Source organism: Brevibacillus borstelensis (assembly GCF_036700025.1).
Classification (GTDB): Bacteria; Bacillota; Bacilli; order Brevibacillales; family Brevibacillaceae; genus Brevibacillus; species Brevibacillus borstelensis.
In genome coordinates this window covers 3,952,784-3,977,290 of the sequence record NZ_CP144922.1, presented here as the reverse complement: position 1 = coordinate 3,977,290, position 24,507 = coordinate 3,952,784, and the positions used below count along the sequence as shown (strand labels likewise).

At 52.9% G+C, this 24,507-nt stretch carries 24 protein-coding genes; 20 read left to right on the top strand and 4 right to left on the bottom strand.

The window, feature by feature from the left end:
* The first annotated feature begins 145 nt into the window (after positions 1 to 145).
* Entirely contained in the window at positions 146 to 715 is a 570-nt protein-coding gene (locus tag V5G20_RS19185; RefSeq protein ID WP_003387591.1) for a BofC C-terminal domain-containing protein, read from the top strand.
* Between the two features lie 60 nt (positions 716 to 775).
* Here V5G20_RS19185 and V5G20_RS19180 read toward each other — a convergent pair whose 3' ends face one another.
* Positions 776 to 1,966: a hypothetical protein gene (locus V5G20_RS19180; protein ID WP_141334119.1), complete on the bottom strand. Its 1,191-nt coding sequence runs from the start codon at positions 1,964 to 1,966 to the stop codon at positions 776 to 778.
* Positions 1,967 to 2,026: 60 nt separating this feature from the next.
* Here V5G20_RS19180 and V5G20_RS19175 point away from each other — a divergent pair, with 60 nt between their 5' ends.
* From V5G20_RS19175 to yajC, 9 genes are all read left to right on the top strand, one after another.
* Positions 2,027 to 2,218 (top strand): hypothetical protein, encoded by a 192-nt coding sequence (locus V5G20_RS19175; RefSeq protein WP_003387589.1) that lies wholly within the window; start codon positions 2,027 to 2,029, stop codon positions 2,216 to 2,218.
* Positions 2,219 to 2,360: 142 nt separating this feature from the next.
* The gene (ruvC, locus tag V5G20_RS19170) at positions 2,361 to 2,861 is read left to right on the top strand and encodes a crossover junction endodeoxyribonuclease RuvC (RefSeq protein WP_003387588.1); all 501 of its coding nucleotides are present in this window, start codon (positions 2,361 to 2,363) and stop codon (positions 2,859 to 2,861) included.
* Positions 2,858 to 3,475 (top strand): Holliday junction branch migration protein RuvA, encoded by a 618-nt coding sequence (ruvA, locus tag V5G20_RS19165; protein WP_003387586.1) that lies wholly within the window; start codon positions 2,858 to 2,860, stop codon positions 3,473 to 3,475. Before ruvC ends, ruvA begins: the two co-directional genes overlap by 4 nt.
* 4 nt (positions 3,476 to 3,479) lie before the next feature.
* Positions 3,480 to 4,481 (top strand): Holliday junction branch migration DNA helicase RuvB, encoded by a 1,002-nt coding sequence (ruvB, locus tag V5G20_RS19160; RefSeq protein WP_003387585.1) that lies wholly within the window; start codon positions 3,480 to 3,482, stop codon positions 4,479 to 4,481.
* A complete protein-coding gene (locus V5G20_RS19155) occupies positions 4,478 to 4,696 on the top strand; it encodes a DUF2905 domain-containing protein (protein ID WP_003387584.1) in 219 nt (72 codons plus the stop codon). Before ruvB ends, V5G20_RS19155 begins: the two co-directional genes overlap by 4 nt.
* 193 nt (positions 4,697 to 4,889) lie before the next feature.
* Positions 4,890 to 6,971, top strand: coding sequence for a SpoIID/LytB domain-containing protein (locus tag V5G20_RS19150; RefSeq protein ID WP_031932371.1), 2,082 nt, complete (start codon positions 4,890 to 4,892; stop codon positions 6,969 to 6,971).
* A gap of 38 nt (positions 6,972 to 7,009) precedes the next feature.
* The gene (queA, locus tag V5G20_RS19145) at positions 7,010 to 8,038 is read left to right on the top strand and encodes a tRNA preQ1(34) S-adenosylmethionine ribosyltransferase-isomerase QueA (RefSeq protein ID WP_003387582.1); all 1,029 of its coding nucleotides are present in this window, start codon (positions 7,010 to 7,012) and stop codon (positions 8,036 to 8,038) included.
* A gap of 87 nt (positions 8,039 to 8,125) precedes the next feature.
* Positions 8,126 to 9,256 carry a tRNA guanosine(34) transglycosylase Tgt gene (gene tgt / locus V5G20_RS19140; protein ID WP_003387581.1) on the top strand — a complete coding sequence of 377 codons (1,131 nt, stop codon included), beginning with the start codon at positions 8,126 to 8,128 and terminating at the stop codon, positions 9,254 to 9,256.
* 11 nt (positions 9,257 to 9,267) lie between these two features.
* Complete coding sequence (gene yajC / locus V5G20_RS19135) at positions 9,268 to 9,579, top strand: preprotein translocase subunit YajC (protein WP_003387580.1); 312 nt, start codon at positions 9,268 to 9,270, stop codon at positions 9,577 to 9,579.
* Positions 9,580 to 9,666: 87 nt separating this feature from the next.
* Here the strand turns inward: yajC and V5G20_RS19130 are convergent, their stop codons facing one another.
* On the bottom strand, positions 9,667 to 10,038 hold the full coding sequence (locus tag V5G20_RS19130) for a TIGR04086 family membrane protein (protein ID WP_003387579.1): 372 nt from the start codon (positions 10,036 to 10,038) through the stop codon (positions 9,667 to 9,669).
* 130 nt (positions 10,039 to 10,168) lie between these two features.
* On the opposite strand from V5G20_RS19130, the gene corA reads away from it, so the two are divergent.
* Together corA and V5G20_RS19120 are read left to right on the top strand one after the other, a co-directional pair.
* Positions 10,169 to 11,146, top strand: a complete 978-nt coding sequence (corA, locus tag V5G20_RS19125) for a magnesium/cobalt transporter CorA (RefSeq protein ID WP_003387578.1) — start codon at positions 10,169 to 10,171, stop codon at positions 11,144 to 11,146.
* A gap of 84 nt (positions 11,147 to 11,230) precedes the next feature.
* Complete coding sequence (locus V5G20_RS19120) at positions 11,231 to 11,947, top strand: DUF421 domain-containing protein (RefSeq protein ID WP_003387577.1); 717 nt, start codon at positions 11,231 to 11,233, stop codon at positions 11,945 to 11,947.
* 15 nt (positions 11,948 to 11,962) lie between these two features.
* On the opposite strand, the gene spoVB is transcribed toward V5G20_RS19120, so the two are convergent.
* A complete protein-coding gene (gene spoVB, locus V5G20_RS19115; RefSeq protein ID WP_031932373.1) occupies positions 11,963 to 13,549 on the bottom strand; it encodes a stage V sporulation protein B in 1,587 nt (528 codons plus the stop codon).
* Positions 13,550 to 13,646: 97 nt separating this feature from the next.
* On the opposite strand from spoVB, the gene V5G20_RS19110 reads away from it, so the two are divergent.
* The 8 genes from V5G20_RS19110 (at position 13,647) to dtd (ending at position 23,370) form a co-directional block, all read left to right on the top strand.
* Complete coding sequence (locus V5G20_RS19110; RefSeq protein ID WP_003387574.1) at positions 13,647 to 13,874, top strand: post-transcriptional regulator; 228 nt, start codon at positions 13,647 to 13,649, stop codon at positions 13,872 to 13,874.
* Between the two features lie 247 nt (positions 13,875 to 14,121).
* Complete coding sequence (gene secD, locus V5G20_RS19105; protein ID WP_003387573.1) at positions 14,122 to 15,360, top strand: protein translocase subunit SecD; 1,239 nt, start codon at positions 14,122 to 14,124, stop codon at positions 15,358 to 15,360.
* Positions 15,350 to 16,291, top strand: coding sequence for a protein translocase subunit SecF (gene secF, locus V5G20_RS19100; protein ID WP_003387571.1), 942 nt, complete (start codon positions 15,350 to 15,352; stop codon positions 16,289 to 16,291). Before secD ends, secF begins: the two co-directional genes overlap by 11 nt.
* Before the next feature lie 76 nt (positions 16,292 to 16,367).
* Complete coding sequence (locus V5G20_RS19095) at positions 16,368 to 17,288, top strand: cation diffusion facilitator family transporter (RefSeq protein WP_031932374.1); 921 nt, start codon at positions 16,368 to 16,370, stop codon at positions 17,286 to 17,288.
* 67 nt (positions 17,289 to 17,355) lie between these two features.
* On the top strand, positions 17,356 to 19,713 hold the full coding sequence (gene recJ, locus V5G20_RS19090) for a single-stranded-DNA-specific exonuclease RecJ (protein ID WP_338461802.1): 2,358 nt from the start codon (positions 17,356 to 17,358) through the stop codon (positions 19,711 to 19,713).
* Between the two features lie 13 nt (positions 19,714 to 19,726).
* Complete coding sequence (locus V5G20_RS19085; protein ID WP_024983962.1) at positions 19,727 to 20,239, top strand: adenine phosphoribosyltransferase; 513 nt, start codon at positions 19,727 to 19,729, stop codon at positions 20,237 to 20,239.
* Between the two features lie 377 nt (positions 20,240 to 20,616).
* A complete protein-coding gene (locus V5G20_RS19080; protein ID WP_003387567.1) occupies positions 20,617 to 22,788 on the top strand; it encodes a RelA/SpoT family protein in 2,172 nt (723 codons plus the stop codon).
* Between the two features lie 144 nt (positions 22,789 to 22,932).
* Positions 22,933 to 23,370 carry a D-aminoacyl-tRNA deacylase gene (gene dtd, locus V5G20_RS19075; RefSeq protein WP_003387566.1) on the top strand — a complete coding sequence of 146 codons (438 nt, stop codon included), beginning with the start codon at positions 22,933 to 22,935 and terminating at the stop codon, positions 23,368 to 23,370.
* Positions 23,371 to 23,498: 128 nt separating this feature from the next.
* Here the strand turns inward: dtd and V5G20_RS19070 are convergent, their stop codons facing one another.
* On the bottom strand, positions 23,499 to 24,485 hold the full coding sequence (locus V5G20_RS19070) for an alpha/beta hydrolase (protein WP_338461798.1): 987 nt from the start codon (positions 24,483 to 24,485) through the stop codon (positions 23,499 to 23,501).
* Positions 24,486 to 24,507: the final 22 nt, after the last annotated feature.

Sequence of the window (24,507 nt, the reverse complement as noted above, 5' to 3'; positions counted from 1 at the left end):
CAGTTTATCATCGAATGAAAGGAAATGGTAGAAATTCCTTTGTGAATTTGTCGTAAAGATGGGAATGTTGGGGAATGAGGGTATGCTTTTCTTCCATTTCGGCCAAAATGGTAGGAAAACGAGGCAGAAGGGGTTCTATGGAAAAATGAGACGGCAGTGGATGATCTACACGTCGTGGGCTGCTGCTCTGGCAGCTGGTTTGGCAGGAGGCGTTTTGCTTGACAATATGTTTGGAAAACAGCAGGACGGACTGCTTTTTCTCAAATCGTCCGAAAGCGTAGGGGCGATGAGCAACAGCTATCAGGTCGTTCTGGCGAAAACGTATCTGTGCGGTGTCAAAAAAGAAGAAGTCTCCCAGATTCCGCGAAACGAGCTGGCGCAAACCTTGGCTGCGCATAATGGCTCGGAGATCGTGGCGGCCGAGGCGGACAAGCTGATTTTGTACAAGCGCGAGAACGATATTGCGCCCGAGTGCAAGGAGAACGGCCACTTCGGAATATCCAAGGACGGGATGCTAACGCTGTTCAACGGCTTGCCAGAGGAGGCGGAAGTCGTCCAGACGTTTTACCGGATTAATACGGAAAAAATGGAGGCAAGGCTGTCGAAAGAACAGGTGGCTTCACTCAAAAAAGGCATCCGCGTCCGCGACCTGGCTGAGTACAACAGCGTCCTGTCCACTTTTGGCGAGTTCCAGATCGGTGCAGGAAATGAGTAGAAGGCTTTCCCTTGCAACAAGGGGAGCCTTCTTTTTCTTCTGGGAGGAAATGCGGGAAGCTTATTCTGCTGTTATGCTGCAGATTCGCCACGGGTCAAGCGGAGACAAGCGGACCAGCGAAAAGGTCCACAGTTCTTTTTGTTCAGGTCCTTGCCGGTAAAAAAAGGAGACGCGAACAGGGATTTCGGCAGTAAGCGAGGCATCGTCATGCCACTGATCAAGCTCATTTTGCCGCTTGATGGAGTCGATGTTCTCCAAAAAAGGAGGCAGCGGGTATGGACCAGCCGCTACTTTGAGGGAAAAGAAGTCGTGCTCGTGCAAGGAGGTCAGAAAATAATCGACCAATTGCCGCGGGTCGGCTGTTTGAATGGCTTCGTACAGCTTTCCGGACGCTTTCAGTATCATCAAGCTGTGACCCGGATCCGGTTCGGTTTTTCGATGGGTGGAGCTTCCTTGAAAATGGATGCAGAAATGGCCAGGAAACTGGTTTCCCGGGATCCCTCCTGCTCCGTGAGGCATGCCGTGCATGGAAGCCGCGTAGTGCTTTCCGTTGACCCGGACCAGAATGGCCCGTCTCTTCCAGCTCCACTTCCCTTGATAAATCTGTTTCATGATCAGTGTGTCTTCACGGGTAAGGGGCTGCACATCGGCATGCCTGCTTCCTGCCCGCCGCTGTACGCGAAAGCTCTTGCCGGTCTCCAGATCAATCACAGTCGCATAGCTCATGCGCTTGAATTCTTGGCGAGCCTCGCTCCAGGGCGTCGGTCTTCCATAGTGCCTGGCTTCCAGCAGGGATACATATGAATCGAGTTGCCCGAACGTTTTCGGGGAGAGACGCACAGCCCTTTTTCGCTTCCGATCGTAGAACAGGCCGTCGAAGCCAAGCAGGTACGAATCCGCGCCAATTTGCACAGTAGCCCGTACAGGATAAGGCTCCTGGGCAGGATTGCCTGTCGGACTATGCGTGATTGCCCGAGCCAACCCGCTCTTCTGTTCAACGGCGAGCCGGGAAACAAAAGCGGCGTTTGGCGAGACGCTGACGCTGATGGTCATTTCGTTGCGTTTTTTGGCAGCAGCTGCGGCAGGCTGAGTAAAGGATAAAGCTAGGGATAAAAGCAAAAACAGCAGAGAACGAAGCAGGTTGGCCACCTCCAGGCGAGAAGCTTTTCCTTTTCTTGTCTTAGTTTGCGCCAGAGAGGATAAGAGTGTGCATCCATTGCAAGCGAGGCAGGGACAAATTTTTGCCATCATAACAAGAGGCATCTTTCCCCATACTGATGTCAAGCGGCGGTCAAGGAGGAGTCTTTCAGCATGTCTTCGATGCCGAGAGGAAGCTACAAAGACCAGTTCCATCAGCGTTTGTACGTTCAATTAAACCAGGGGCACAACAAGCTGAACTATCGTCAGATCAACCAGATCCAGGAACAGATGCGAAATGATGTGGATGAATATGCACACATGCAGCATGACGAGGCTGATGCGCTTGGAATGAACAAACACTAGCTGCCGCCGCAAAGTCCGCCCCAGACCGGGGCGGATTTTTTCGTGTGACGAATGCAGACCAAGATGGAAATGCACGTTCGCTTTTTCCGTCCTTTATGGTACAGTAAAAGACAGAAATCAAAACTACATGGAGTTGTGAGCCATGCACATCATCGGGATTGACCCCGGAATTGCGATTGTCGGCTTTGGGGTGATAGATAAACAAGGCAATCAGTTGAAGCCTGTTCAATACGGCAGCATCCAGACAGAGGCGGGCTTGTCGGTTCCGCTCAGACTCAGGCAAATCTTTGAGGCCATGCAAACCTTGCTCGATACATACAAACCGGATGAGATGGCAGTAGAAAAACTGTTCTTCAACAAAAATGTCACGACAGCCTTTACAGTAGGCCAGGCGCGGGGAGTCATCCTGCTTGCGGCCGAGTTGGCGGGTATCCCGGTATACGAATATACGCCGATGCAGGTAAAGCAGGCTGTTACCGGATACGGAGGAGCAGAGAAGAAGCAGATACAGGAGATGACCAAAATGCTGCTTCGATTGAAGGAAACGCCAAAACCGGACGACGTGGCCGATGCTTTGGGAATTGCCATTACCCATGCGCAATTTCGAACATTTATTTCCCTTGCGGAAGGAGTACGGAAATGATTGATTTTGTGGAGGGCACGCTTGCCTATCTGGATACTGACTTTGTCGTGGTGGAAGCGGGGGGGATCGGTTACCGCCTGTTTTGTCCAAACCCCTATCATTTTGTTCGGTTCGAGGGGGCGAGGACCAAGCTTTACACCCATCATCATGTTCGTGAGGATGCCATCCTGCTGTACGGCTTTCCTACGAGGGAGGAACGGGACCTGTTCCGCAAGCTGCTGGATGTCTCCGGGATCGGTCCCAAGGGCGGCCTTGCGATTCTGGCCGCAGCGACTCCTGAACAAATCGTCATGGCAGTCCAACAGGAAAATGTCGCTTATTTGACGAAATTCCCGGGGATTGGGAAGAAAACCGCCCAGCGGCTCATCCTCGATCTGAAGGATAAGCTCACCGCCTTTACACCTTCCGCCTTCCAGACAGTAGCTGCGACAGAGCTCAAGGCCGGGGAAACAGCCGCTTCTGCTCTGCAGGAGGCAGTGGATGCGCTTGAGGCGTTGGGCTATTCAGACCTGGAAATCCAAAAAGTGCGCGGAACGCTATCGGAAGCGGCCAAAAATGGCGCAGGGGTCGAGCAATTAATCAAACAGGGGCTTGCCTTGTTTATGAGGGGGTAGCGAAGTGGACCAGCGCATCATTACGACACAAATGAACTGGGAGGAGGATGCGGCAGAGCTCAGTCTTCGCCCTCGTTATTTGCATGAATATATTGGTCAACAACAAGCGAAAGATAATCTGAAGGTGTTTATCGAAGCGGCCAAGATGCGCAAAGAAGCGCTTGACCACGTATTGCTCTACGGGCCGCCGGGCTTGGGGAAAACGACGTTGTCACAGATTATCGCCAACGAGCTGGGTGTCAGCATCCGGACAACGTCAGGACCGGCGATTGAACGGCCGGGAGACTTGGCGGCAATCCTGACCAATCTTCAGGAAGGCGACGTGCTGTTTATCGATGAGATCCACCGCCTCAACAGAAGCGTGGAGGAGGTATTGTACCCGGCGATGGAGGACTTTGCGCTCGATATTATTATCGGGAAGGGGCCGAGTGCCCGCAGTGTCCGCCTGGATCTGCCTCCGTTTACGCTCGTGGGTGCGACCACACGTGCCGGGATGCTTTCCTCACCGCTGCGCGACCGTTTCGGGGTGGTAAACCGCCTGGAATTTTACACAGTGCCGGAATTGACGTTTATCGTCAGCCGGGCCGCCGATATCCTGCAGATCGGGATTCGCGAGGAGGGGGCCGCCGAGATTGCCAAGCGCTCACGTGGAACCCCGCGTGTGGCCAATCGCCTGTTAAAACGTGTCCGGGACTTTGCACAAGTACAAGGCGACGGCGTCGTGACGGCCCAGATCGCCAGGGAAGCGCTGGAGCGGCTGCAGGTGGACGCCTGCGGGCTGGATCATATCGATCACAAGCTGCTGCTCGCCATCATCGACAGATTTGATGGAGGACCGGTCGGCCTTGACACGATCGCCGCTACGATCGGGGAAGAAAGCCAAACGATTGAAGACGTCTGCGAGCCCTACCTGCTCCAGATCGGCTTCATGCAGCGAACGCCGAGAGGGCGCGTCGCCACACCAGCCGCCTATGAACATTTCGGTCGGGAGATGAAAAAAACATGAATCCGGTAGCCAAACTGCTCATCATCGGAGGGGCTGTACTGATTGTTGTTGGCCTTTTGTGGCAAATCGGGGGACGATTTTTGCCTTTGGGCCGTCTGCCTGGAGACATCGTGGTCGAAAAAGAGAATTTCAAGTTCTACTTTCCGGTCGTCACCTGCATTGTGATCAGTATCGTGCTAACATTGGCTTCCTATTTGTTTCGCTTGTTTAAATGAGGAATAGATGCGAAAAGCCCGCGTTCTCGTTGACGCGGGTTCATTGCTATGTGCAGATGCACGCATGACTTGCATCCGAGGACCTAAATTGTACAGTCTGGGCAGGAAATGGCCTGTTTTTGTCGAAAAACATGGGAGTTCATGCCAAAATTCGACTTTTCAACAATTCAGGTGAGAGGAAGGACAAGACGTCATGTGGAAGCGGAAGATTGGAAAAGTCCTTTCAGCGGGCCTGTTATCGGTTTCGCTACTGGCGGTGCAGATACCGGCCGATGCAGCCGGGGATACGATACGGGTTGCGCTGTTTATTGATAATGGACAGGGATACCGGGGAGTGGTTCCTTCGGTGACATTGACAGCGGCTGGCGGGTTGGAAGTATCCATGAGAACAAAAGACGGGGCTGCAAAACTGCCGGCCTTGACAGGAGATACAGCCAGGGTACGGGTAGATGAATATCATGTGCAGGCAATCGAAACAAGCGATCTCAACCGGGCTCAGCAGGTTGCTCAGCAACTGAGTCAGCGAAAGATAGACGCCGCCATCCAGCAAAGCGAGCAAGGCGGCAAACGGATGTACCAAGTAGTCAGCGGCACCTACGACACCTTGCAAGCGGCCTCGGCGCAAGCCAAGTCAATCGCGCAAGCTACGGGTCAGCAGCCGGTGGTAAAAGGGCCGATGCGAGTGGAAGCAGGGAGATTCGGCAGTTTGAAAGAAGCGCAGGACTGGCAAACCGCCCTGTCCTCTACCGGGATATCCGCCTATCCGGTCATTTTGCTCGATGGCGGCAAGCTGTCCTACGCCGTTTGGTTGGGGGACGAGGTAAGCAAAGATGCGGTGCAAAAGCTGGCGAATAAAGCCGCATCCGCATTTCCCGGGTTTTCCTATCAAGAGGCGGCCAGCAAGTCCTATGTCGTTCTGAAAAAAGACATGCTTGGCTCGGAAGCAGTCTGGAAATACGCTTTTTCTCCGCAGGCGTCACTGACTGTAAAGCCGGAGAAAGGGGGCTCCCAATCGCTAATCGAGGTGGAGGAGCGGGATGGCCGAAAGTATCGCGGGAAAATTGAACTCTCGGAATACAAAGGCAATATGGCGGTTGTCAACGAACTGCCGCTGGAGCAATATCTATACGGCGTAGTTGGCTCGGAGATGGCGCCGGGCTGGCCGTTGGAGGCTTTGAAAACACAGGCCGTCCTGGCTCGGACGAGAGCGGTCGGCCAGGGGAACAAGTACGGAATTGCGAACCTTTCTGATACAGTCTTTGAGCAGGCGTATTACGGATTTGACAAAGAGTCCAAAGACATCCGCAAAGCTGTGGACGAAACCGAAGGAGAGGTCATTACCTATAAAGGCAAGGTGGCCGAATCGCTCTTTTATTCCAATGCCGGAGGTTTGACCGCTGACGGCACGGAAGTATGGGGAAATGAGGTTCCTTACATTCGTTCGGTCATGAGCGATGATACGGAACCGTTGGAAAAGGCGGCATTATGGTACCAGGTTTCGCTCGGTGACGGGACCTTCGGGTTTATCCGCAGCGATCTCGTCCGGGAAACCGGCTTAACCAACGCACTGGGGCTGAAAGAGGCTGTCGTGACTGGTGACGGCATCAACCTGCGCTCCGGCCCGAGTACCGCTTATCACCGGGTGTTGACCTCCCTGTCCGCAGGGACAAGCGTTACAATCGTAACAGAAGAACCGGAGGAAAATGCCTACAGCTGGACACGGGGGCCTTACACGGCTGAAGAGGTGACCGCAATGATCAATGCCAGCCAGGACAAAAACAAAGGGCCGCGCATAAGCGGTGTCGTACAGACCTTGCGTGTTACAGAGCGCGGACCATCCGGCAGGGTGCTGGAAATGGAAGCCAACGGCCGCCCGCTGAAGGTCTCTTCCCCGGATGCCCACCGTTCCATTTTCCAGCAAGGCGGAGCAGCATTGAGAAGCACAAAGTTCGACGTGGAAGAGACGGGGACATTTACAGTGTTGGGCGCTGGCGGCAAAACTACTGCCTATCCCAAATACGGGAGCGTCATGGCGATTGGAGCCGATGGCTACGCTTCGTCTGCCAATGGATACAATGACCAGTTCCTCATTTTAAACGGTTCAAATGAGTGGCGGGTCGCGACAAAGCAGCAGATGTTCCTGTTCCGCGGGACCGGTTATGGACACGGTCTGGGCGTGTCCCAATACGGTGCCAAAGCGATGGCCGAGAGCGGGTATGACTATCGGCAAATCTTGCAACACTACTACCAAGACATTTCGATTGAACAGTACTAGAATAGATACGACAACTGACAAACGAGGAGTAAGAGCTTGTGGACGTACAACAATTTGACTTTGAGTTGCCTGAACGATTAATTGCCCAGCATCCGCTGGAGGATCGAACTGCTTCGCGCCTGCTCGTCATGAACAAGCGAACAGGAGAGCTGGCTCACCGTCAATTCACCCAATTGATCGACTACCTGAATCCGGGAGACGTGCTCGTTTTGAACGACAGTCGTGTCCTCCCTGCGCGCCTGATCGGGGAGAAGGCTGACACAGGTGCAAAAATAGAGGTCCTGCTGCTCAAATCGCTTGGAGAAGACCGCTGGGAAACGCTGGTCAAGCCGGGCAAGCGGGTGAAACCGGGCACGGAGGTTGTGTTCGGCAACGGGCAATTGCGCTGTGTGTGCGAGGACGTGACAGAGACGGGAGGCAGAATCGTCCGGTTTCATTACGAGGGAATCTTTTACGAGATCCTGGATCAGCTCGGTTCGATGCCGCTCCCGCCATACATCCACGCCCAACTGGACGACCAGGAGCGGTACCAGACAGTCTATGCCAAGGAGCGGGGTTCGGCAGCGGCTCCGACAGCAGGGCTGCATTTTACGGAAGCGTATCTAAAACGGCTGGAAGAAAAGGGAGTGCAAATCGCATACATTACGCTTCATGTCGGTTTAGGCACTTTTCGTCCGGTGACAGCCGATCTCGTGGAAGAACACGTCATGCATAGCGAGTACTACGAGATTCCGCAAAAAACTGCTGAAATCGTCAATGCCGCCAAGGCGGAAGGAAGGCGGGTGATCGCGGTCGGAACGACATCCTGCCGGACGCTCGAGACGGTCGGACAGGCTCATGACGGCAAGCTTGCTGCCGAATCGGGATGGACGGACATTTTTATTTACCCGGGCTACCGCTTCCGAATCATCGACGGTCTTTTGACCAACTTCCATTTGCCCAAATCAAGCCTTGTCATGCTGGTCAGCGCTTTGGCAGGACGGGATCATATCATGAACGCCTACCGGGCCGCTGTCAAAGAGGAGTATCGCTTCTTCAGCTTCGGCGATGCCATGCTGCTGATTTAAAACCGGGGAAAGCCCGGTTTTTCTTGTGCTCAGGAGCCAGTTTCTATATAATAGGAAGGAATTACATTCTTGAGGAGTGTACATAATTTGGCTGTCCGCTACGAACTAATCAAAACCTGCAAGCAAACGGGGGCCCGCCTCGGGAAGCTGCATACGCCGCATGGGACCATCGACACTCCTGTATTTATGCCGGTGGGTACACAAGCGACCGTAAAAACCATGAGTCCCGAGGAACTGAAAGAGCTCGGGGCCGGTATTATTCTCAGCAATACATACCATCTTTTCTTGCGTCCCGGACATGAAATTGTCAGGGAAGCAGGAGGATTGCACGGCTTTATGAACTGGGATCGCGCCATATTGACCGATTCGGGCGGTTTTCAGGTCTTTAGTCTGAGCAATTTGCGCAAGATTACGGAGGAAGGCGTCTCCTTCCGTTCCCATCTGAACGGAGAAAAGCTGTTTATCGGTCCGGAGGAGGCCACGCAGATTCAAAATGCCCTGGGTGCCGACATCTTCATGGCATTTGACGAATGTGCCCCGTATCCGGCCGAGTACGATTACGTGAAAAAATCAATGGAACGAACGAGCCGCTGGGCTGAGCGTTGTCTGAAAGCGCATACCCGCCCAAATGAGCAAGCCCTGTTCGGGATTGTGCAAGGCGGCATGTTCAAGGATCTGAGGGAGATAAGCGCTCGCGATCTCGTATCGATGGACTTTCCCGGGTACGCGATCGGGGGACTGAGTGTCGGTGAGCCGTTCCCGTTGATGTATGAGATTCTCGAGCATACGGTTCCGCTGCTGCCGACTGGCAAGGCTCGCTATCTGATGGGGGTAGGCTCACCTGATGCCCTGATCGAGGGAGCGATGAGAGGCATTGACATGTTCGACTGCGTTCTGCCTACGCGGATTGCGCGAAATGGGACATGCATGACGAGCCAGGGACGGCTTGTGATCCGCAATGCCAAGTATGCCCGGGACTTCGGGCCACTCGATCCGAATTGCAGCTGCTACACCTGCAAGAACTACACCCGCGCCTATATCCGTCATTTGGTGAAGGCAGAAGAGACGTTTGGCATCAGGCTGACTACGTATCACAATCTGCACTTCTTGGTGAACCTGATGAAAGAGGTTCGCCAGGCGATTGCCGAAGACCGCCTCGGCGATTTTCGAGACCAGTTTTTCGCTCAATATGGATTGAGTGAAGATAGATCTTTTTAAGGAGGACTCCCATGGAAGGTTTACAACAATTTTTACCCCTTATCATCATGTTTGTGATTTTTTATTTCCTGCTGATTCGTCCGCAGCAGAAGCGGCAAAAACAGCGTAATGCGATGCTTGCTTCCATCAAAAAAGGGGACAAGGTTGTGACAATCGGCGGTGTGCACGGAACGATTCAGGATATCTCTGACGACACCGTTACACTGCGTATCGCGCACAACGTACATGTCACTTTTGACCGCGGCGCCGTAAACAACGTGGTATCCAGCAGCAATGAGCCGGCTTCCGAGTCCAAGGAAGCGAAGGAAGAGTCGAAAGCATAGATGGCAAAGGAAAAAGAGGGTACTCCAAGTCCGTACAAGACGTGGAGCTGCCCTCTTTTTTGCGCCTTCGTTTGCATGCAAGCCATTTTACCGCTTCGAGGTGGAGTTGACCCCCATGATCCCGCCAAAGGATGCCAGCAGAAAAGCGCCAATCAGGTAGAAAAAGGTCCCCCATTGCATCGGGGCATCAAAACCGAGAAATCCGATCAGGATCACCAGCAGGAAATAAAAGAGTCCTGTCAGACCGCCATAATACCAGCCTTTGCCGCCGCAACGGCGTCCGGTGACGTATCCGCCGACCAAAAGCCCGATCGCATTGATCACATAAGTGAAATAGGGCAGGGAGCTTTCGCGTATGGATGTGAAAGAGAGAAGTAAGGCAGCCATCAAGGCGCCCAGCAAGACCAGACCAAGCGTGTACAAAAGACCAGCAAAGACTGAAGTGGAAGCACTCCGCAAGGATAACCCTCCTTACTCGTCACGTTTGTACCATCTATATGAAAGGCTTGACCCGGGTATTCATCTTCGCGTTGAACATCATGAAGAATTTTCGTAGAATGGATGAGGAACCAGACGGGGGTGAGAAAACATGATCAAAACTTATTTCTACAACCACTCGGAACAGAAGATGTTTCATGATGTGGACCTCAGCCAGAAAGACCAATTCCTGAAATCGCCGGAGGATCTGCTCTGGATCGATCTGTACGATGTGGGAAACAACGAGCTGCAGTATATCGCCAAAATTTTTGAGTTTCACCCGCTGGCTATTGAGGATTGCCTGCACGTAAGCCCACGTGCAAAGGTGGATAAATACGATGATTATTACTTCTTCGTGTTTCACGCTCTGCGATACAATGAAGAAAGCGACGACGAAATTACAACGGTAGAACTGAACGTGTTTCTCGGGCCCAACTATATCGTCACGATCCACAAGTCGCCGATGAATACGATTGGAAGGATCGCTTCGATCTGTCACCGCAATATTTCCTATTTGAATCGCGGTCCGGATTATTTGCTGTATGCCATTGTCGACGGGATTACCGATGAATATTTCCCGATTATGGATCGTATCAGCGTGCGTATTGACGAGTTGGAAGACGAAATTTTTGACCACCAGATGGAGGAGATCACGGAGGAGTTCCTGGCGCTGAAGCGGACAATTATTTTGATCCGCCGTGTGATTCTGCCGCAGAAACGAATTTTTGCCAATGTCAATGGGCGCTATTCGTTTGACATCTCCGAGGAAAACGTTCCGTTCTACACTGACCTGACTGACCACCTGGAGCGGATCGCAGACTCTACCGAGACATTTCGCGATTTGGTAAATGGTGCACTCGATACCTATTACACCATCATTAGCGCAAAAACAACCGAGACGATGCGGGTTTTGACCATTATCTCGACCATCATCCTGCCGCTGACCTTTATTACCGGCCTTTTCGGAATGAATACGTTCAGTTGGCTTGGTGAAGCGGCCGAGCCGTACATGCTGATTGTAGCTTTGACTGTCATGATTGCGATGACCTTTGTTATGCTGCACATTTTCCGCAAGCGAAAGTGGCTGTAGGGCATTAGCCAAATTTGGAGCTTATAGTTGATGAACCTCCCGCGGAGACTATAGACAAATCTCTGCGTGAGGGGGTCGACTTCCATGGAAGAATTGCCAACGGCGCTCATGCGCACCATGTTCTCGTATTTTTTCATTTTGGTTCTGCTTCGCCTGATGGGAAAACGGGAACTGGGGAAGCTCTCCGTATTCGATGTGGTCATCTCCATCATGCTGGCGGAGATGGCTGTCTTGTCTATTGAACAGATTGACAAACAGGCCAGTTTGTTCTATATACCGATGCTGTTGATTTGCTTGCTGGAGATCGTAATCTCCTGGCTTTCACTGAAGAGCAAAAAAGTCCGGGATGTCATAGACGGCTCTGCCGATCTGATTATCGAGAACGGAGAAATTCGCGAGGATGCCATGAGGAGAAATCGACTCAACTTTGACGATCTGATGGTGCATCTGCGGCAAAAAAATATCAAGAATCTGGCGGATGTCGAGTTTGCTGTGATGGAGCCGACCGGCCAAATGAGCGTTTTTCCCAAGCAGTCCAAGCACCCGTTGACCCGCGAGGACCTGAACTTGCCCGATCCGCTGCCAAAAGGCCCCGTAACCTTCACCGGACTGCCGATACCGCTTATTTTGGACGGCAAAGTACGTGTGGAAGCTCTGCGTAAAATCGGACAAAACGAGCTCTGGCTGAAGCGGGAGATTCGCAAATACGGGATCAAGGATATCCGGGATGTCTCATTTTGCAGTATCGACGAGCGGGGCATCATGTACCTGGATAAAAAAGACAAGCAGAAAAAACAGTAGCCGCCAACGCGTATGTCAGCGGCGTGGAAAAAAGACGGCCAGTTGTTCCCCGATCCACGGAATGCGGCGTACGTCCTGCTTCCCCAAAATCCGGAAAGCGACAAGCAGCAAAAGGTATAAAAGCATACTGGCCACTGAACAGATCAACAGCAGGCGGCCAACGGAAACGTCGGCAAACCAGTGCGAAGCCATGTAGGAGCCGGCGTAGCCCATCGCAAACATAGCCGTGACGATTTTGCCCATCTCTACAATGTCTACCGTAAACCCGATTTTCTTTACCAGGCTGGCAATGTGCAGAAATGTCACCAGTGTAATGCCGATATTAGTCGCAATGACAGCGCCGTGAATTCCAAACTCGGGTCTGGCTGTAAAGACAAACATCGCCACGGTCTTGACGACAGCTCCGATCAGTGTATTGCGAAACACGACGTGGGCAAAATCAAGTCCTTGCAGGGCGGCGGCCAGAGGCGCCTGAAAGAAGAGAAACACGGAAAACGGGGCCAATTCCTTCAGCAAGATGCCAACCTCCGATTGATGTTCACCGTAGAGCAGTCCGGAAAGAGGTTCGGCAAAAATAAACAGCAAGACAGTACAAGGTGCTCCGATCACCAGTGAAATCCGCATCGCTTGGTAGATGCGGCGATGCACGAGCGGAGCATTTTTTTGATAGGCGGCCTCTGCGACAGCAGGAACGAGCGACACGGACAAGGAATAGGTAAGAAAAGTGGGAAACAGCAGCAGCGGCACAGCCATTCCTGCAAACTGTCCGTACAAGCCGGTGGCGGCTGAGGTAGAGAGCCCGGCCAAGACGAGGGCAAACGGGACGATCATCGGCTCCATCACATAGGCGATCGAGCCGATCAGCTTGCTCATCGTAACAGGAAACGAAACGTGCAACAGTTGGCGCAAACTGTTTCGGCTGTTAACCATGGCTGCCAGGAGAGGGCGTTCCCATACCTGTGCGGCCGTTTTCTGTGTAGCCCGCCGATACTGCCAGAGGATGTACAAAAAGCCTGCTGCCTCGCCAAAGACGATGCTTCCTACCGCACCAGCGGCAGCATACTGAATCCCCAGCGGCATAAAAGAGATGGTCATGACGACGACCAGCGCCATGCGGCAAATTTGTTCGACCAATTGGGAAACAGCTGTAGGCGTCATGTTGTGCTTCCCTTGAAAATAGCCGCGCAACACCATGGAGATGCTTGAGATGGGAATGACCGGTATGGCAGCCAGCAAGACTACATGTGCTCGCGGATCCGTAAAAAAGAGGCGGGCGATCGGGCCGGAAAAGGCGAACAGAATGATGCACAACACCAGGCTGATCGCTCCGGTTACACCGAGTGCAAGCATGAGAAAGCGCCTGGATTGGCGGGAGTCGCTCGCCGCCTCCGTCTCGGCCACATGCTTTGCGATAGCAACCGGCATGCCGAAGGTCGTCAAGGTGATCAAGAAGTAGAGCAGCGGGACGACCATCTGGTACAGCCCCATCCCTTCCGCCCCGATTATGCGGGAGAGCACGATTCTGTTGGCGAAACCGAGCAATTTGGTGACGCCGCCGGCAATGATCAGGATAATGGTTCCGTATAAGAAAGACTGTCTCATGGCAGGCTCCTTTACCGCCGAAATTTCAAGAACAGTGTGCACTATAAGAATATGGACGTGCCGCCAGCGGCATGACTACTTTAAAGGGGGATTGCAGATGGAGATGCATCACTGGTATGCGCAGGTAGCCAGCCTATGCGAGAGCAAGGCAGAGGAATTCGGACTTCTGGGGTATGAAAATGTAGGGCCAAAGGACATCTGGGAGTGTGTAGTCAGCACGTACAAGCAGGAGCCGCCGCTGCATCAGCTGGTAAATGACATTTTGTCTTTAAAGCCGAATAAATACATGAATTACCTGATGGTGCAGATGTACAAAAATTCCTAATGAAACTTTTTTGCTGTCTATTCGTAGAGGGAGAAAGCAATGTGTAAGAGGTCCCGACACGGCAGTCCGTTCGGCGAACCCTTCATTGCGGATGTGCAAATAGGAACCTATTTGCTAAACGAGGGGTTGGTTACCATGGTTCCGCTTTCCTACAAAAATTGACACGTTTTTTCTTACTTCGCTATAATGGGCATATTGGTTTCGCGTCAACCGACGGAACCCTGGAAGGAAAGAGGGGTATTACTACATGATTAAATGGGGAAGATTCCTCCTGTTCCTGGTTATCGTGGGGGTATTGGCAACATTGATGACCACGACAACTACACAGGTGGCAGGCAAGATCACACTTGGTTTGGACTTGCAGGGCGGCTTTGAGATCCTCTACGTGGTAGAGCCGATGGAGGCTAACCAAAAGGTGGATATCGAGCTGTTGAAAGCGACCGCGCGTATGGTCGAGAAGCGGATCAACATCGGGGGAGTGGCGGAACCCGTCATTGAAACCGAGCTTCCCAACCGCCTTCGCGTAAAGATCGCGTCACAGGCTGCCGATCAGGACAAGCTTCGTGAATTGATCGGAAAACCGGCAGTACTGACGTTCCGCGATGAGCAGGGCAAGATTATTTTGAAGGGTAGCGACCTGGCTCCCGGCGGTGCAGGGGTTGGCTATGATGAACTGAAACGTCCAGTCGTCACCCTGAAGATCTCCGATCCGAAAAAGCTGGAACAAATCTCACGGGAAAATCTGCATAAACATATGGCGATTTACCTGGATGAGACGATGATGACCAATCCGGTTATTCAAACCGTCATTACAGGCGGCAGTGCACAAATCTCCGGCGACTACACAGTGGAATCGGCACAGGAAATGGCAGATTTGCTGAACTCCGGCGCAATGCCTGCGAAACTGGTTGAAAAGCAGGTTACTTCTGTAGGTGCGTCTCTCGGTAAGCTCGCTTTGCAAAAAACAATTAACGCCGGCTATGTAGGCGCGGCTTTGATCTTTGTCTTTATGCTTGTGGTGTATCGCCTTCCTGGCTTGGTTGCCAATATCATGCTGGCGACGTTTACCTATTTGAGTATCGTCGTGCTCGACTGGATGGATGCCACGCTCACCTTGCCTGGTATTGCCGGCTTTATTTTGTCCGTAGGGATGGCGGTCGACGCCAACATCATTACCTACGAGCGTATTCAAGAGGAGATTCGCACTGGCAAGACGATTTTGTCTGCATTCCGTGCGGGTGAACGCCGTTCATTGATTACCATTCTCGATGGACACGTTACGACGCTGATCGCTACCGGTGTTCTTTTCTACTTTGGTACAAGCTCCATCCAAGGCTTCGCGGTCGTGCTTGCGATGACGATTATCGTCAGCCTGCTGACCAACGTATTTGGCTCCCGTTTGCTTCTGGGGCTGCTCGTCCGAGCCAACTTGATTAAAAAGCCTGTTTGGTTCGGTGTAAAGGAGAGTGAAATCGGTGAGCTCTAAACGACAACACGAGGATGTCATCAAGTTTGACATCGTAAAGAATAGACGCAAATTTTACATGCTTTCCGCAACGATTTTGATCGTCGGTTTGATTTGCATGCTGGTTATGGGATTGAACCTCGGCGTAGACTTCAAATCCGGTACACGTCTGGATATTTACGTTGGCAAGGAATTCCAGACTGCCGACATCGAAACGCTTATTAAAGAAAACGTGCCCAACACCGTATTTACTCCAGTAACCAAATACGGAGACAAGCAGGATCAGGCGCAAACGCGTTTTGACCACACGATTCCGGCCGATCAATTGCAGAAGCTGGAGAGCGCATTGAAAGCGAAATACGGTGACCAGGTATCCAAGCAAGAGGCTACCGTTGACCCGAGCATCGCCAGAGAGCTGGTGCAAAAAGCGGCGATTGCCGTCGCCGTCGCCGGGATCGGCATTATCATTTACATCGCGATCCGGTTCCAGTTTCTCTTTGGGATCGCCTGCATCATCGGTCTGATCCACGACGTTTTCATCCCGATCGCGCTGTTTTCGGTATTCCGTCTGGAAGTGGACTTGACGTTTATCGCGGCGATTTTGACGATCGTCGGTTACTCGATTAACGATACGATCGTAATTTTTGACCGGATTCGGGAAAACCTAAGAACAATGAAGTCCAAAACGGTTGAGGATCTGGAGCATCTGGTCAACGTCTCCCTGTGGCAGACGATGCGCCGCTCCGTCTTTACGGTAGGGACAGTTTTCTTGACTGCAGTCGCCATTGCCGTATTGGGTAGCGAGAGCATTCGCAACTTCTCCCTGGCCTTGATCTTCGGTCTGGTGAGCGGTACGTACTCCTCCATCTTCGTGGCTGCACAAGTATGGGTTACCTTGAAAAAACGGGAATTGGCAAAAAAACGTCTTTCTCCGGCTCCAACAGAGAGCTGATTGAATGATACCGCGGGGAATCCCCCCGCGGTTTTTTACTCTCAAGACAAATCCCCATAACGGGAGGCAGTAGGGAATGGACAATCGTTTGGCGAAAGCCCAGTTTGGCGCGTGGGTCGGAATCATCGGCAACATTGCATTAGCTGCTGCCAAATTGGTCATCGGCATGGCTGCCAAGTCGCAAGCTCTCGTCGCTGACGCTGTACACTCTGCATCTGACGTCGTCGGATCGGTGGCTGTTCTGATCGGCCTGAAGGCGGCAGAACGCCCGCCTGACGAGGATCACCCGTACGGACACGGAAAAGCGGAATCGATCGCCGCGATTATCGTTTCGGTGCTGCTTGCAGTGGTCGGCTTTGAAATCGGGTCTGCATCGGTCAAGTCGCTTTTTTCGCCATTGGAGCCCCCTGGCTTCATCGCAGTCTGGGCGGCGGCAGGCTCTATGCTGGTTAAGGAATGGATGTTCCGCTACAAATACAAGCTGGGAAAAGAATTGAACAGCCCCTCCTTGATTGCCAATGCCTTTGAGCACCGATCCGATGTGTTTTCATCTTTTGCTGCATTGGTCGGCATCGGAGGAGCGATACTGGGTGGACGCTTCGATCTTCCCTGGCTGCTGTATCTCGATCCGATTGCCGGTATTTTTGTTTCCATCCTCGTTTTGAAAATGGCCTACGAGATCATGCGCGAGTCTATTCACAACGCGCTGGATCACGTTCTCCACGAAGACCAGACCGTCGAGCTGCGCCACGCCATCGAAGCGGTCGAGGGAGTGATGCGGATTGACTCGCTCCGCGCCAGAGAGCACGGCCATTATCAGATTGTCGATGTAAAGATCGGTGTCGACCCTCACATCACGGTGGAAGAAGGACACAGGATTGGGAAAGAAGTGAAGCAATCACTGCTCTCCCGCTTTCCCGATGTCCGCGATGTATTCATTCATGTAAATCCATACGATCCCGAGCCCGCAGACCGTACGGTAGGCATGAGAGAATAAAGCGCTTTCTGTTGTTGTCAGCCTCCCACACTTTCCTCTATAATGAATGAGGATTGGAGGAAGGCCTATGCTGAGAGCGAAAACACGCTGGCAACTGGCTGCGTACGATAATGAGCTGGCAGAGTTGATCGCCCGTGAGTGTGGTTTGGCTCCGCTGGTAGCCAAGCTTCTCGCGATTCGTGGAATCGATTCTCCCCAGCGTGCGAAAGAATTTCTGCAAGCGGGCCCCGAGCTCTTCCACGATCCGTTTGCCCTGTACGGGATGGAGAGCAGCGTGTATCGAATCCGTCAGGCCATCGAGCGCAAGGAACCGATCTGTATTTACGGAGATTACGATGCAGACGGGGTCAGCTCGACATCGCTCATGGTTCATTTGATGAGACGGATGGGCGCCGTGTTTGATTACTATATTCCCAACCGCTTCACGGAAGGATACGGCTTACATAAGGAGGCCATGTCTCAGATTCACGAGAGGGGCTTCAAGCTGATCATTACCGTCGATACCGGTATTAGTGCCGTGGAGCAAGTCGACTTTGCCAAACAACTCGGTCTGGACGTCATTGTGACGGACCACCATGAACCTCCGGAGGTTATCCCGGAGGCATTTGCCGTGATCAATCCGAAGCAGCCTGCATGCACTTATCCGTTTGACATGCTCGCAGGCGTGGGCGTCGCTTTCAAGCTGGCCCATGCATTGCTGGAGGAGCCGCCGCTCGATCTGGTTGATCTGGCTGCGCTCGGGACGATTGCCGACCTGGTGCCGCTGGTGGATGAGAACCGGATTTTGGCAAGACTCGGTCTGCAGCGCTTGAATCATACCCGCAATCCGGGTTTGCAGGCATTGATTAAAGTAAGCGGCTTGGCGGATGCCGAAAAGCTCACAGCCGGCCATGTCGGCTTTGCCTTGGGACCGAGACTGAATGCGGGAGGACGTCTGGAGACGGCAGAAGCGGCCGTGAAGCTCTTGACTACAGAGGATGGTCAGGAAGCGGAAGAGGCAGCCCAGCAGCTGGATGAGTTGAACCGGGAGCGGCAGGAGCTTGTCCAGAAAATGACCGATGAAGCCATCAGTATGGTCTTGGAAAAGTACCCTTTGGATGAAAACAGGGTGCTGGTCGTCGCCAAGGAAGGCTGGAATGTAGGGGTAGTCGGGATTGTGGCTTCACGACTGGTAGAAAAATTTTACCGACCGACAATCGTCCTCGGGATCGATCCGGAAAAAGGGACGGCAAAGGGCTCGGCGAGAAGCATTGCCGGCTTTGACATGTATGAGGCTTTGACAGCCTGCAAAGAGTGGCTTCCCCATTACGGCGGGCACACCATGGCAGCAGGGATGACACTGCCTGTGGATAACCTGGAGGCTTTTCGCAAACAGCTAAATAAACTGGCATTCGAATGGCTGACGGACGAAGATTTGATTCCGTTGACGAAAGTGGATGTCGCCCTGGAAATGCCGGAAATCACACTGGAGACTGCCGAACAATTGGAGCTGCTGGCCCCGTTCGGGATGGGCAATCCGACGCCGCTGGTGCTGGTAAACGATGTGGAGGCCTCGGGCATGCGCACGATCGGGCGGGACGATACCCACTTGAAGTGCTCGCTGGTGAAGGATGCCTGCCAGATCGATGCGATCGGCTTCAACTGGGCCCATATTGTTTCTCAGGTGACGCCGAAAGCACGTTACCAGGTGCTAGGCGAGATGTCGGTAAATGAATGGAACGGAAACCGGAAGCCGCAAATCACCATCCGGGATATCGCTGTGCCTCACCGTCAAATTTTTGATTGGCGCGGCTGCAGAGATAAGCTCGACAAGTGGCGGAAGCTGCAGGAGAGCAGCGAGACATTGACGATCATGTTTCGGCAGGAAAGCTACGAGGAGCTGTTCCCCGTCGCTGCGCTCGGAGGCAGCACAGACAGCTTTTTGTACCTCTCGCCGAACCACGCTGCCAATCCCGCCGCCAGATCGAATGTGATTCTCTACGATCTGCCCAAGACCCGCAGCGATCTCGCTGGTGCGGTGGCGTATCTGGAGCGGGCGGAGCGGATTTACTGTTTGTTCGGGGACCCTGACCTCGGACTTGAGCGGATCTCCTGTCCGGGCCGCGAACAATTTAAACTCGTCTATCAATTTTTCATGCAGGTTCCCCTGGTGCAGCGAATTCATCTGGATGCGATGGCACGCAGGTTGAAGCTGAAGCGGGATGTACTGGAAGGGATGCTCGCCGTATTCGCAGAGCTGGACTTCATTACAATGGAGGAAGGGGCCATCAGGCTCAACGCCCAAGCAGCGAAGCGTCCGCTCGACAGCTCCCGCCTGTATATGGAGTGGAAAGAAGAAAGCGAATTGGTAACGGAACTGCTGCTCTCTTCGTACGATTCACTGGTAACTCATTTTCAACAGCAGGTGGCAGCGACCACCGCGTAGGAGGAATTTTTTCATGGATTTTAAATCGTACATTCGCGTGATTCCTGATTATCCACAACCGGGTATTCGCTTCAAGGATATCACTACGTTGTTAAAGGACGGCCCAGCCTATAAAGCGGCGATTGAGGAATTGACCACTTTTGCCAAGGAAGTGAATGCCGAAGTGATCGCGGGTCCGGAAGCACGTGGTTTTGTCGTCGGTGCTCCGCTGTCGTATGCGCTTGGTGTCGGCTTTGTGCCGGTCCGCAAATCGGGCAAATTGCCGTACGAATCGATCAAGGCAGAGTATAACCTGGAGTATGGAAAGGATGCGCTCGCCGTTCACGTGGATGCGATCCAGCCCGGGCAGCGCGTGCTGATTGCCGACGATTTGCTGGCGACAGGAGGAACGATCACCTCGACGATTCAACTGATTGAGCAGCTGGGAGGAATCGTGGTAGGTGCAGCCTTCTTCATCGAGCTTTCCTATCTGGATGGCCGCCAAAGACTGGGTGACATTCCAGTCAAAACCCTTGTACAGTATTAAGCAAAGACGGGCGCAATGCCCGTTTTTTTGTTTTTTGGCCATCCTGCAAACTTTCCCTTGAGAATCACCTTTACATTACAATGGACATACAAGATAATAGGATAAATAGACAGTTTTCATCTTTTCCCCTTTGTGCAACAGTGAGGGGAGCACAAGCGGCACGTAATAACGTCAGCTTCTCCGTGAGCTTCCGATGAAGCTTTTTTTATACGATCGGACGTATCAAGATTGTTACCGGTTATCGGCATGAGCAGCGAAAAAGAGCGCACTCCTGCCCTATGCCGTACACCCGCACGTCCCGTACTTCGCAGGCTAAGGCTTCGCAAAAAAAGCTTGGCTCAGCCAGGTTTTCTAATGAGAGGATAAGGGAAGGAACTATGAGCACCGGCATTAATGAAGTACTCACAAAAGCAGGCAGTTACTTGTCCAAAGCGGACCTGGATCTGATTACGCGCGCGTACCAGCTGGCAGAGAAAGCCCATGAAGGCCAGGTGCGCAAATCGGGCGTTCCTTACATCATGCATCCCATTGCGGTTGCTGGCATTTTGGCAGAGCTGCACATGGATGCGGTAACGATTGCTGCCGGCTTTTTGCATGATGTAGTGGAAGACACCGAGGTTTCGCTCGAACATCTTCAGGGCGAATTTGGCCAAGAAGTAGCTTTGTTGGTTGACGGCGTGACCAAGCTCGATAAAATCAAATACAAGTCAAAGGAGGAGCAGCTGGCCGAGAATCACCGCAAGATGCTGGTCGCGATGGCCCAGGACATCCGTGTGATCATGATCAAGCTGGCTGACCGCCTCCACAACATGCGGACCCTCCGCCATATGTCAGAGGAGAAGCAGCGGGAAATTTCAGATGAAACACTGGAGATTTTTGCTCCACTGGCTCACCGCCTGGGGATCGCTTCCGTGAAATGGGAATTGGAAGACACATCGCTCCGCTATCTCAATCCACAGCAATACTACCGCATTGTCAATTTGATGCAGAAAAAGCGGACCGAACGGGAAGCCTACATCAACGAAGCTGCAGACACAATCAAGGATAAGCTGAAGGAACTGAACATCGAAGCCGAAATATCCGGCCGTCCCAAGCACATTTACAGCATCTACAAGAAGATGACGAAGCAAAACAAGCAGTTCAACGAGATTTACGATCTTCTCGCGCTTCGCATCATCGTCAATGACATTCGCGACTGCTACGCGGTTCTGGGGATCGTCCACACGCTCTGGAAGCCGATGCCCGGCCGTTTCAAGGATTATATCGCAATGCCGAAAGCAAACATGTACCAGTCGCTGCACACGACTGTCATCGGTCCGAAAGGCGAGCCGCTGGAAGTGCAGATTCGCACATGGGATATGCACCAGACGGCGGAGATCGGGATCGCAGCGCACTGGGCCTACAAGGAAGGCAGAAGTGTCGTCCAGGGCTCCTTTGCCGAGAAGCTCGGGAACCTGCGGGAGATTATTGAAGGGGGCTCCGAGGAGGCTCCAAACGCCCAGGAGTTTATGGAGTCCTTGAAACAGGATCTCTTCTCCGACACGGTGTTTGTCTTTACTCCAAAAGGGGACGTGGTCGAGCTTCCGAAAGGCTCTGTGCCGCTCGATTTCGCTTACCGCATCCACTCCGCCGTCGGCAACCGGACGATCGGGGCGAAGGTAAACGGCAAAATTGTGCCGCTCGACTATTCGCTGAAGACGGGCGACATCGTGGAAATTTTGACGTCCAAGCACTCGTACGGCCCGAGCCAGGACTGGCTGAAGATCGCCAAATCGGCTCACGCCCGAAACAAAATCAAGCAGTGGTTTAAAAAGGAAAAGCGGGAAGAGAATGTAGCCAAAGGACAGCAGATGGTCGAGGCCGAAATCAAGGCCAGAGGCTACGATCTCAAGGATGCAATGACCGATGCGAATTTGAAGGAAGCTGCAACCCGCTTCAACTTTCAGGGCCATGAGGACATGTTCGCCGCTGTGGGCTATGGCGGAATCACAGCCTCCCAGATCGTCACCAGGCTGATCGACAAGCTGCGCAAAGAGCGGGAGGAACAAAATCCGCCTGTGCCGGAATACAAGCCAGCTCCTGCGCAGTCAACAGGCCGCAGCGAGTCGGGCGTCAAGGTAAAGGGCGTCGACAATCTGCTGGTGCGGATTTCCCGCTGCTGTACGCCGGTCCCTGGGGATCAGATCATCGGGTTTATCACCAGGGGCAGAGGCGTTTCCGTTCACCGCAAGGACTGTCCCAACGTCCTGACGGAAGAGTGCATGGAACGGTTGATCGATGTGGAGTGGGATACCGACTTCAAGCATAACTACCATGTGGATATCGAGATTACCGGTCAGGATCGAAGCGGCCTGCTGAACGATGTTTTGCAGGTCGTGGCAGAGACGAAAACGAATATCTCTGCGGTCAGCGGCAAAGCAGACAAAAATCGGGTAGCCACCATTCACATGACGATTTCTATCAGCAATATCGATCACCTGCACAAAGTGGTCGAGCGCATCAAGCGCATCAAGGACATTTATTCCGTCCGACGGATTCTCAGCACCTGATCCCACAAGATCGGGTGTTCTTGTTTCGTTCTGGTGTAAGCAAAGGACAGTACCCAGCGCTACGGGCGAGCAATTTAGAAAGATACCATCGAGACAAGCCTTTGGTACTGCAAGATGAATGAACTGGAAGGAGTTTTTGCTGCTGTGCGAGTAGTAGTCCAACGTTCCCGCGAAGCAAGTGTCACCGTGGCAGGCGAAGTGGTCGGCCGTATTGACCACGGCCTTGTGCTTTTGGTCGGGATTACGCATGAGGATACAGAGAAAGACGTAGAGTTCATTGCCGACAAGATTGCCAACCTGCGCATTTTTGAAGACAGCGAAGAAAAAATGAACCATTCGGTGCTGGATACAGGCGGTCAAATCCTGTCTGTCTCCCAGTTCACCCTGTATGGCGATTGCCGCAAAGGCAGGCGCCCCAATTTCATGGCTGCCGCCCGTCCCGAAAAGGCCGAGCCGCTGTACGATCTGCTCAATGCCAAGCTGCGGGAAAAAGGCTTGATAGTAGAAACAGGCCGATTCGGAGCGATGATGGACGTGCGTCTCGTCAACGACGGTCCCGTTACGCTGATCGTGGAAACATAAACATCAGGTCGCTTTCGTGGATGGCCCTATCCACTTGACAGAGAAAAAGGAGTCGAGACATCTCGGCTCCTTTTCGTATTTTATTAGCCGCCTCTAGTAGCAGAAAGGAACCATGGCGGACACCGTTTTTATTTTACATGGAGTGAATCCTCCATTTCGCGGATCAGAAGCTCAACAGCGTCGACAACTGCTGCTTGCCTCAAGGCCGGGATCATATGTCCGGTATCCGGCAAAACGATCAAGCGCGAATGGCTAATCTCGCGATGGAGCCGGTACGCATGCAGGTCGGGCCTAAATGGATCCTTTTCGCCGCAAACAATGACTGTCGGGGTCTGTATCCGGGAATAATGCTGTTCCATGGCGGGAATAGTTTGCGCAAATGCGAGAATATCCTCGCGATTGGCACGCAATTGACTTGGACGAGACCATAGAGCATTCGCTATTTTCTGATAGCCGTCTGGAACTTTGTCCGGCGAGAACGTAGATTGCAGCATGGTTGAGGTCAGTTTTCTCGCCAGGGGAGGCAGTACCGTATGAGCGGCCAGGCTGCCTAAAAAGGGTACGCGCAGCAGTCGGCCGAGGAACAGGTCTATCGCTCCAGCGGGATATGCTTTTCCACCATATGCGCCGGGAGCGACCAGAACCGCTCCAGCAAGCTCGCCGGGGTAGTCCAGCATGTAGGCGAGAACGAGCGAGGCGCTCCAGGAATGCCCGACCAAAATAGGCTGTTTTGCTTCCAGTTTGCGCAAGGCTTCCTTGAGCAGTCGCGCCTGTACGCGGGGGGTCGCCCATTCGGTCTTTGGCCGTTCGCTGTACCCGTATCCTGGACGATCAAAGGCAATCGCCCGGAACCCGCGGGAAGCCGCTTCGCTGACAACGTTAGAAAAATCGCGGGAAGACAGGATGCCTCCATGGAGAAAAACGATCGGGCGACCGGTTCCTTTTGAGGTGAAATGGAGCCGGATATGTTCTGCCTCTACGTATTCTCCGGCCGGCGGGAAAGCTTTCCTTGTGGTGCGGTCGAGTCTTCGGTTGTGCACATACAAACAGAGGAGCAAGAGTAAAACAAAAGTAAAAGCGGTCAGAATAAACATCAGGTTCATATGGAAGCTCATAGATGAAAACCAACCTCCTTAT

What these genes read in the sequence shown, in the direction of transcription:
- V5G20_RS19185 (WP_003387591.1), top strand. Translation starts at nt 146, where the DNA reads ATGAGACGGCAGTGGATGATCTACACGTCGTGGGCTGCTGCTCTGGCA.
- V5G20_RS19180 (WP_141334119.1), bottom strand. Translation starts at nt 1,966, where the DNA reads ATGATGGCAAAAATTTGTCCCTGCCTCGCTTGCAATGGATGCACACTC.
- V5G20_RS19175 (WP_003387589.1), top strand. Translation starts at nt 2,027, where the DNA reads ATGTCTTCGATGCCGAGAGGAAGCTACAAAGACCAGTTCCATCAGCGT.
- ruvC (WP_003387588.1), top strand. Translation starts at nt 2,361, where the DNA reads ATGCACATCATCGGGATTGACCCCGGAATTGCGATTGTCGGCTTTGGG.
- ruvA (WP_003387586.1), top strand. Translation starts at nt 2,858, where the DNA reads ATGATTGATTTTGTGGAGGGCACGCTTGCCTATCTGGATACTGACTTT.
- V5G20_RS19155 (WP_003387584.1), top strand. Translation starts at nt 4,478, where the DNA reads ATGAATCCGGTAGCCAAACTGCTCATCATCGGAGGGGCTGTACTGATT.
- V5G20_RS19150 (WP_031932371.1), top strand. Translation starts at nt 4,890, where the DNA reads ATGTGGAAGCGGAAGATTGGAAAAGTCCTTTCAGCGGGCCTGTTATCG.
- yajC (WP_003387580.1), top strand. Translation starts at nt 9,268, where the DNA reads ATGGAAGGTTTACAACAATTTTTACCCCTTATCATCATGTTTGTGATT.
- corA (WP_003387578.1), top strand. Translation starts at nt 10,169, where the DNA reads ATGATCAAAACTTATTTCTACAACCACTCGGAACAGAAGATGTTTCAT.
- V5G20_RS19120 (WP_003387577.1), top strand. Translation starts at nt 11,231, where the DNA reads ATGGAAGAATTGCCAACGGCGCTCATGCGCACCATGTTCTCGTATTTT.
- spoVB (WP_031932373.1), bottom strand. Translation starts at nt 13,549, where the DNA reads ATGAGACAGTCTTTCTTATACGGAACCATTATCCTGATCATTGCCGGC.
- V5G20_RS19110 (WP_003387574.1), top strand. Translation starts at nt 13,647, where the DNA reads ATGGAGATGCATCACTGGTATGCGCAGGTAGCCAGCCTATGCGAGAGC.
- secD (WP_003387573.1), top strand. Translation starts at nt 14,122, where the DNA reads ATGATTAAATGGGGAAGATTCCTCCTGTTCCTGGTTATCGTGGGGGTA.
- V5G20_RS19095 (WP_031932374.1), top strand. Translation starts at nt 16,368, where the DNA reads ATGGACAATCGTTTGGCGAAAGCCCAGTTTGGCGCGTGGGTCGGAATC.
- recJ (WP_338461802.1), top strand. Translation starts at nt 17,356, where the DNA reads ATGCTGAGAGCGAAAACACGCTGGCAACTGGCTGCGTACGATAATGAG.
- V5G20_RS19085 (WP_024983962.1), top strand. Translation starts at nt 19,727, where the DNA reads ATGGATTTTAAATCGTACATTCGCGTGATTCCTGATTATCCACAACCG.
- V5G20_RS19080 (WP_003387567.1), top strand. Translation starts at nt 20,617, where the DNA reads ATGAGCACCGGCATTAATGAAGTACTCACAAAAGCAGGCAGTTACTTG.
- V5G20_RS19070 (WP_338461798.1), bottom strand. Translation starts at nt 24,485, where the DNA reads ATGAGCTTCCATATGAACCTGATGTTTATTCTGACCGCTTTTACTTTT.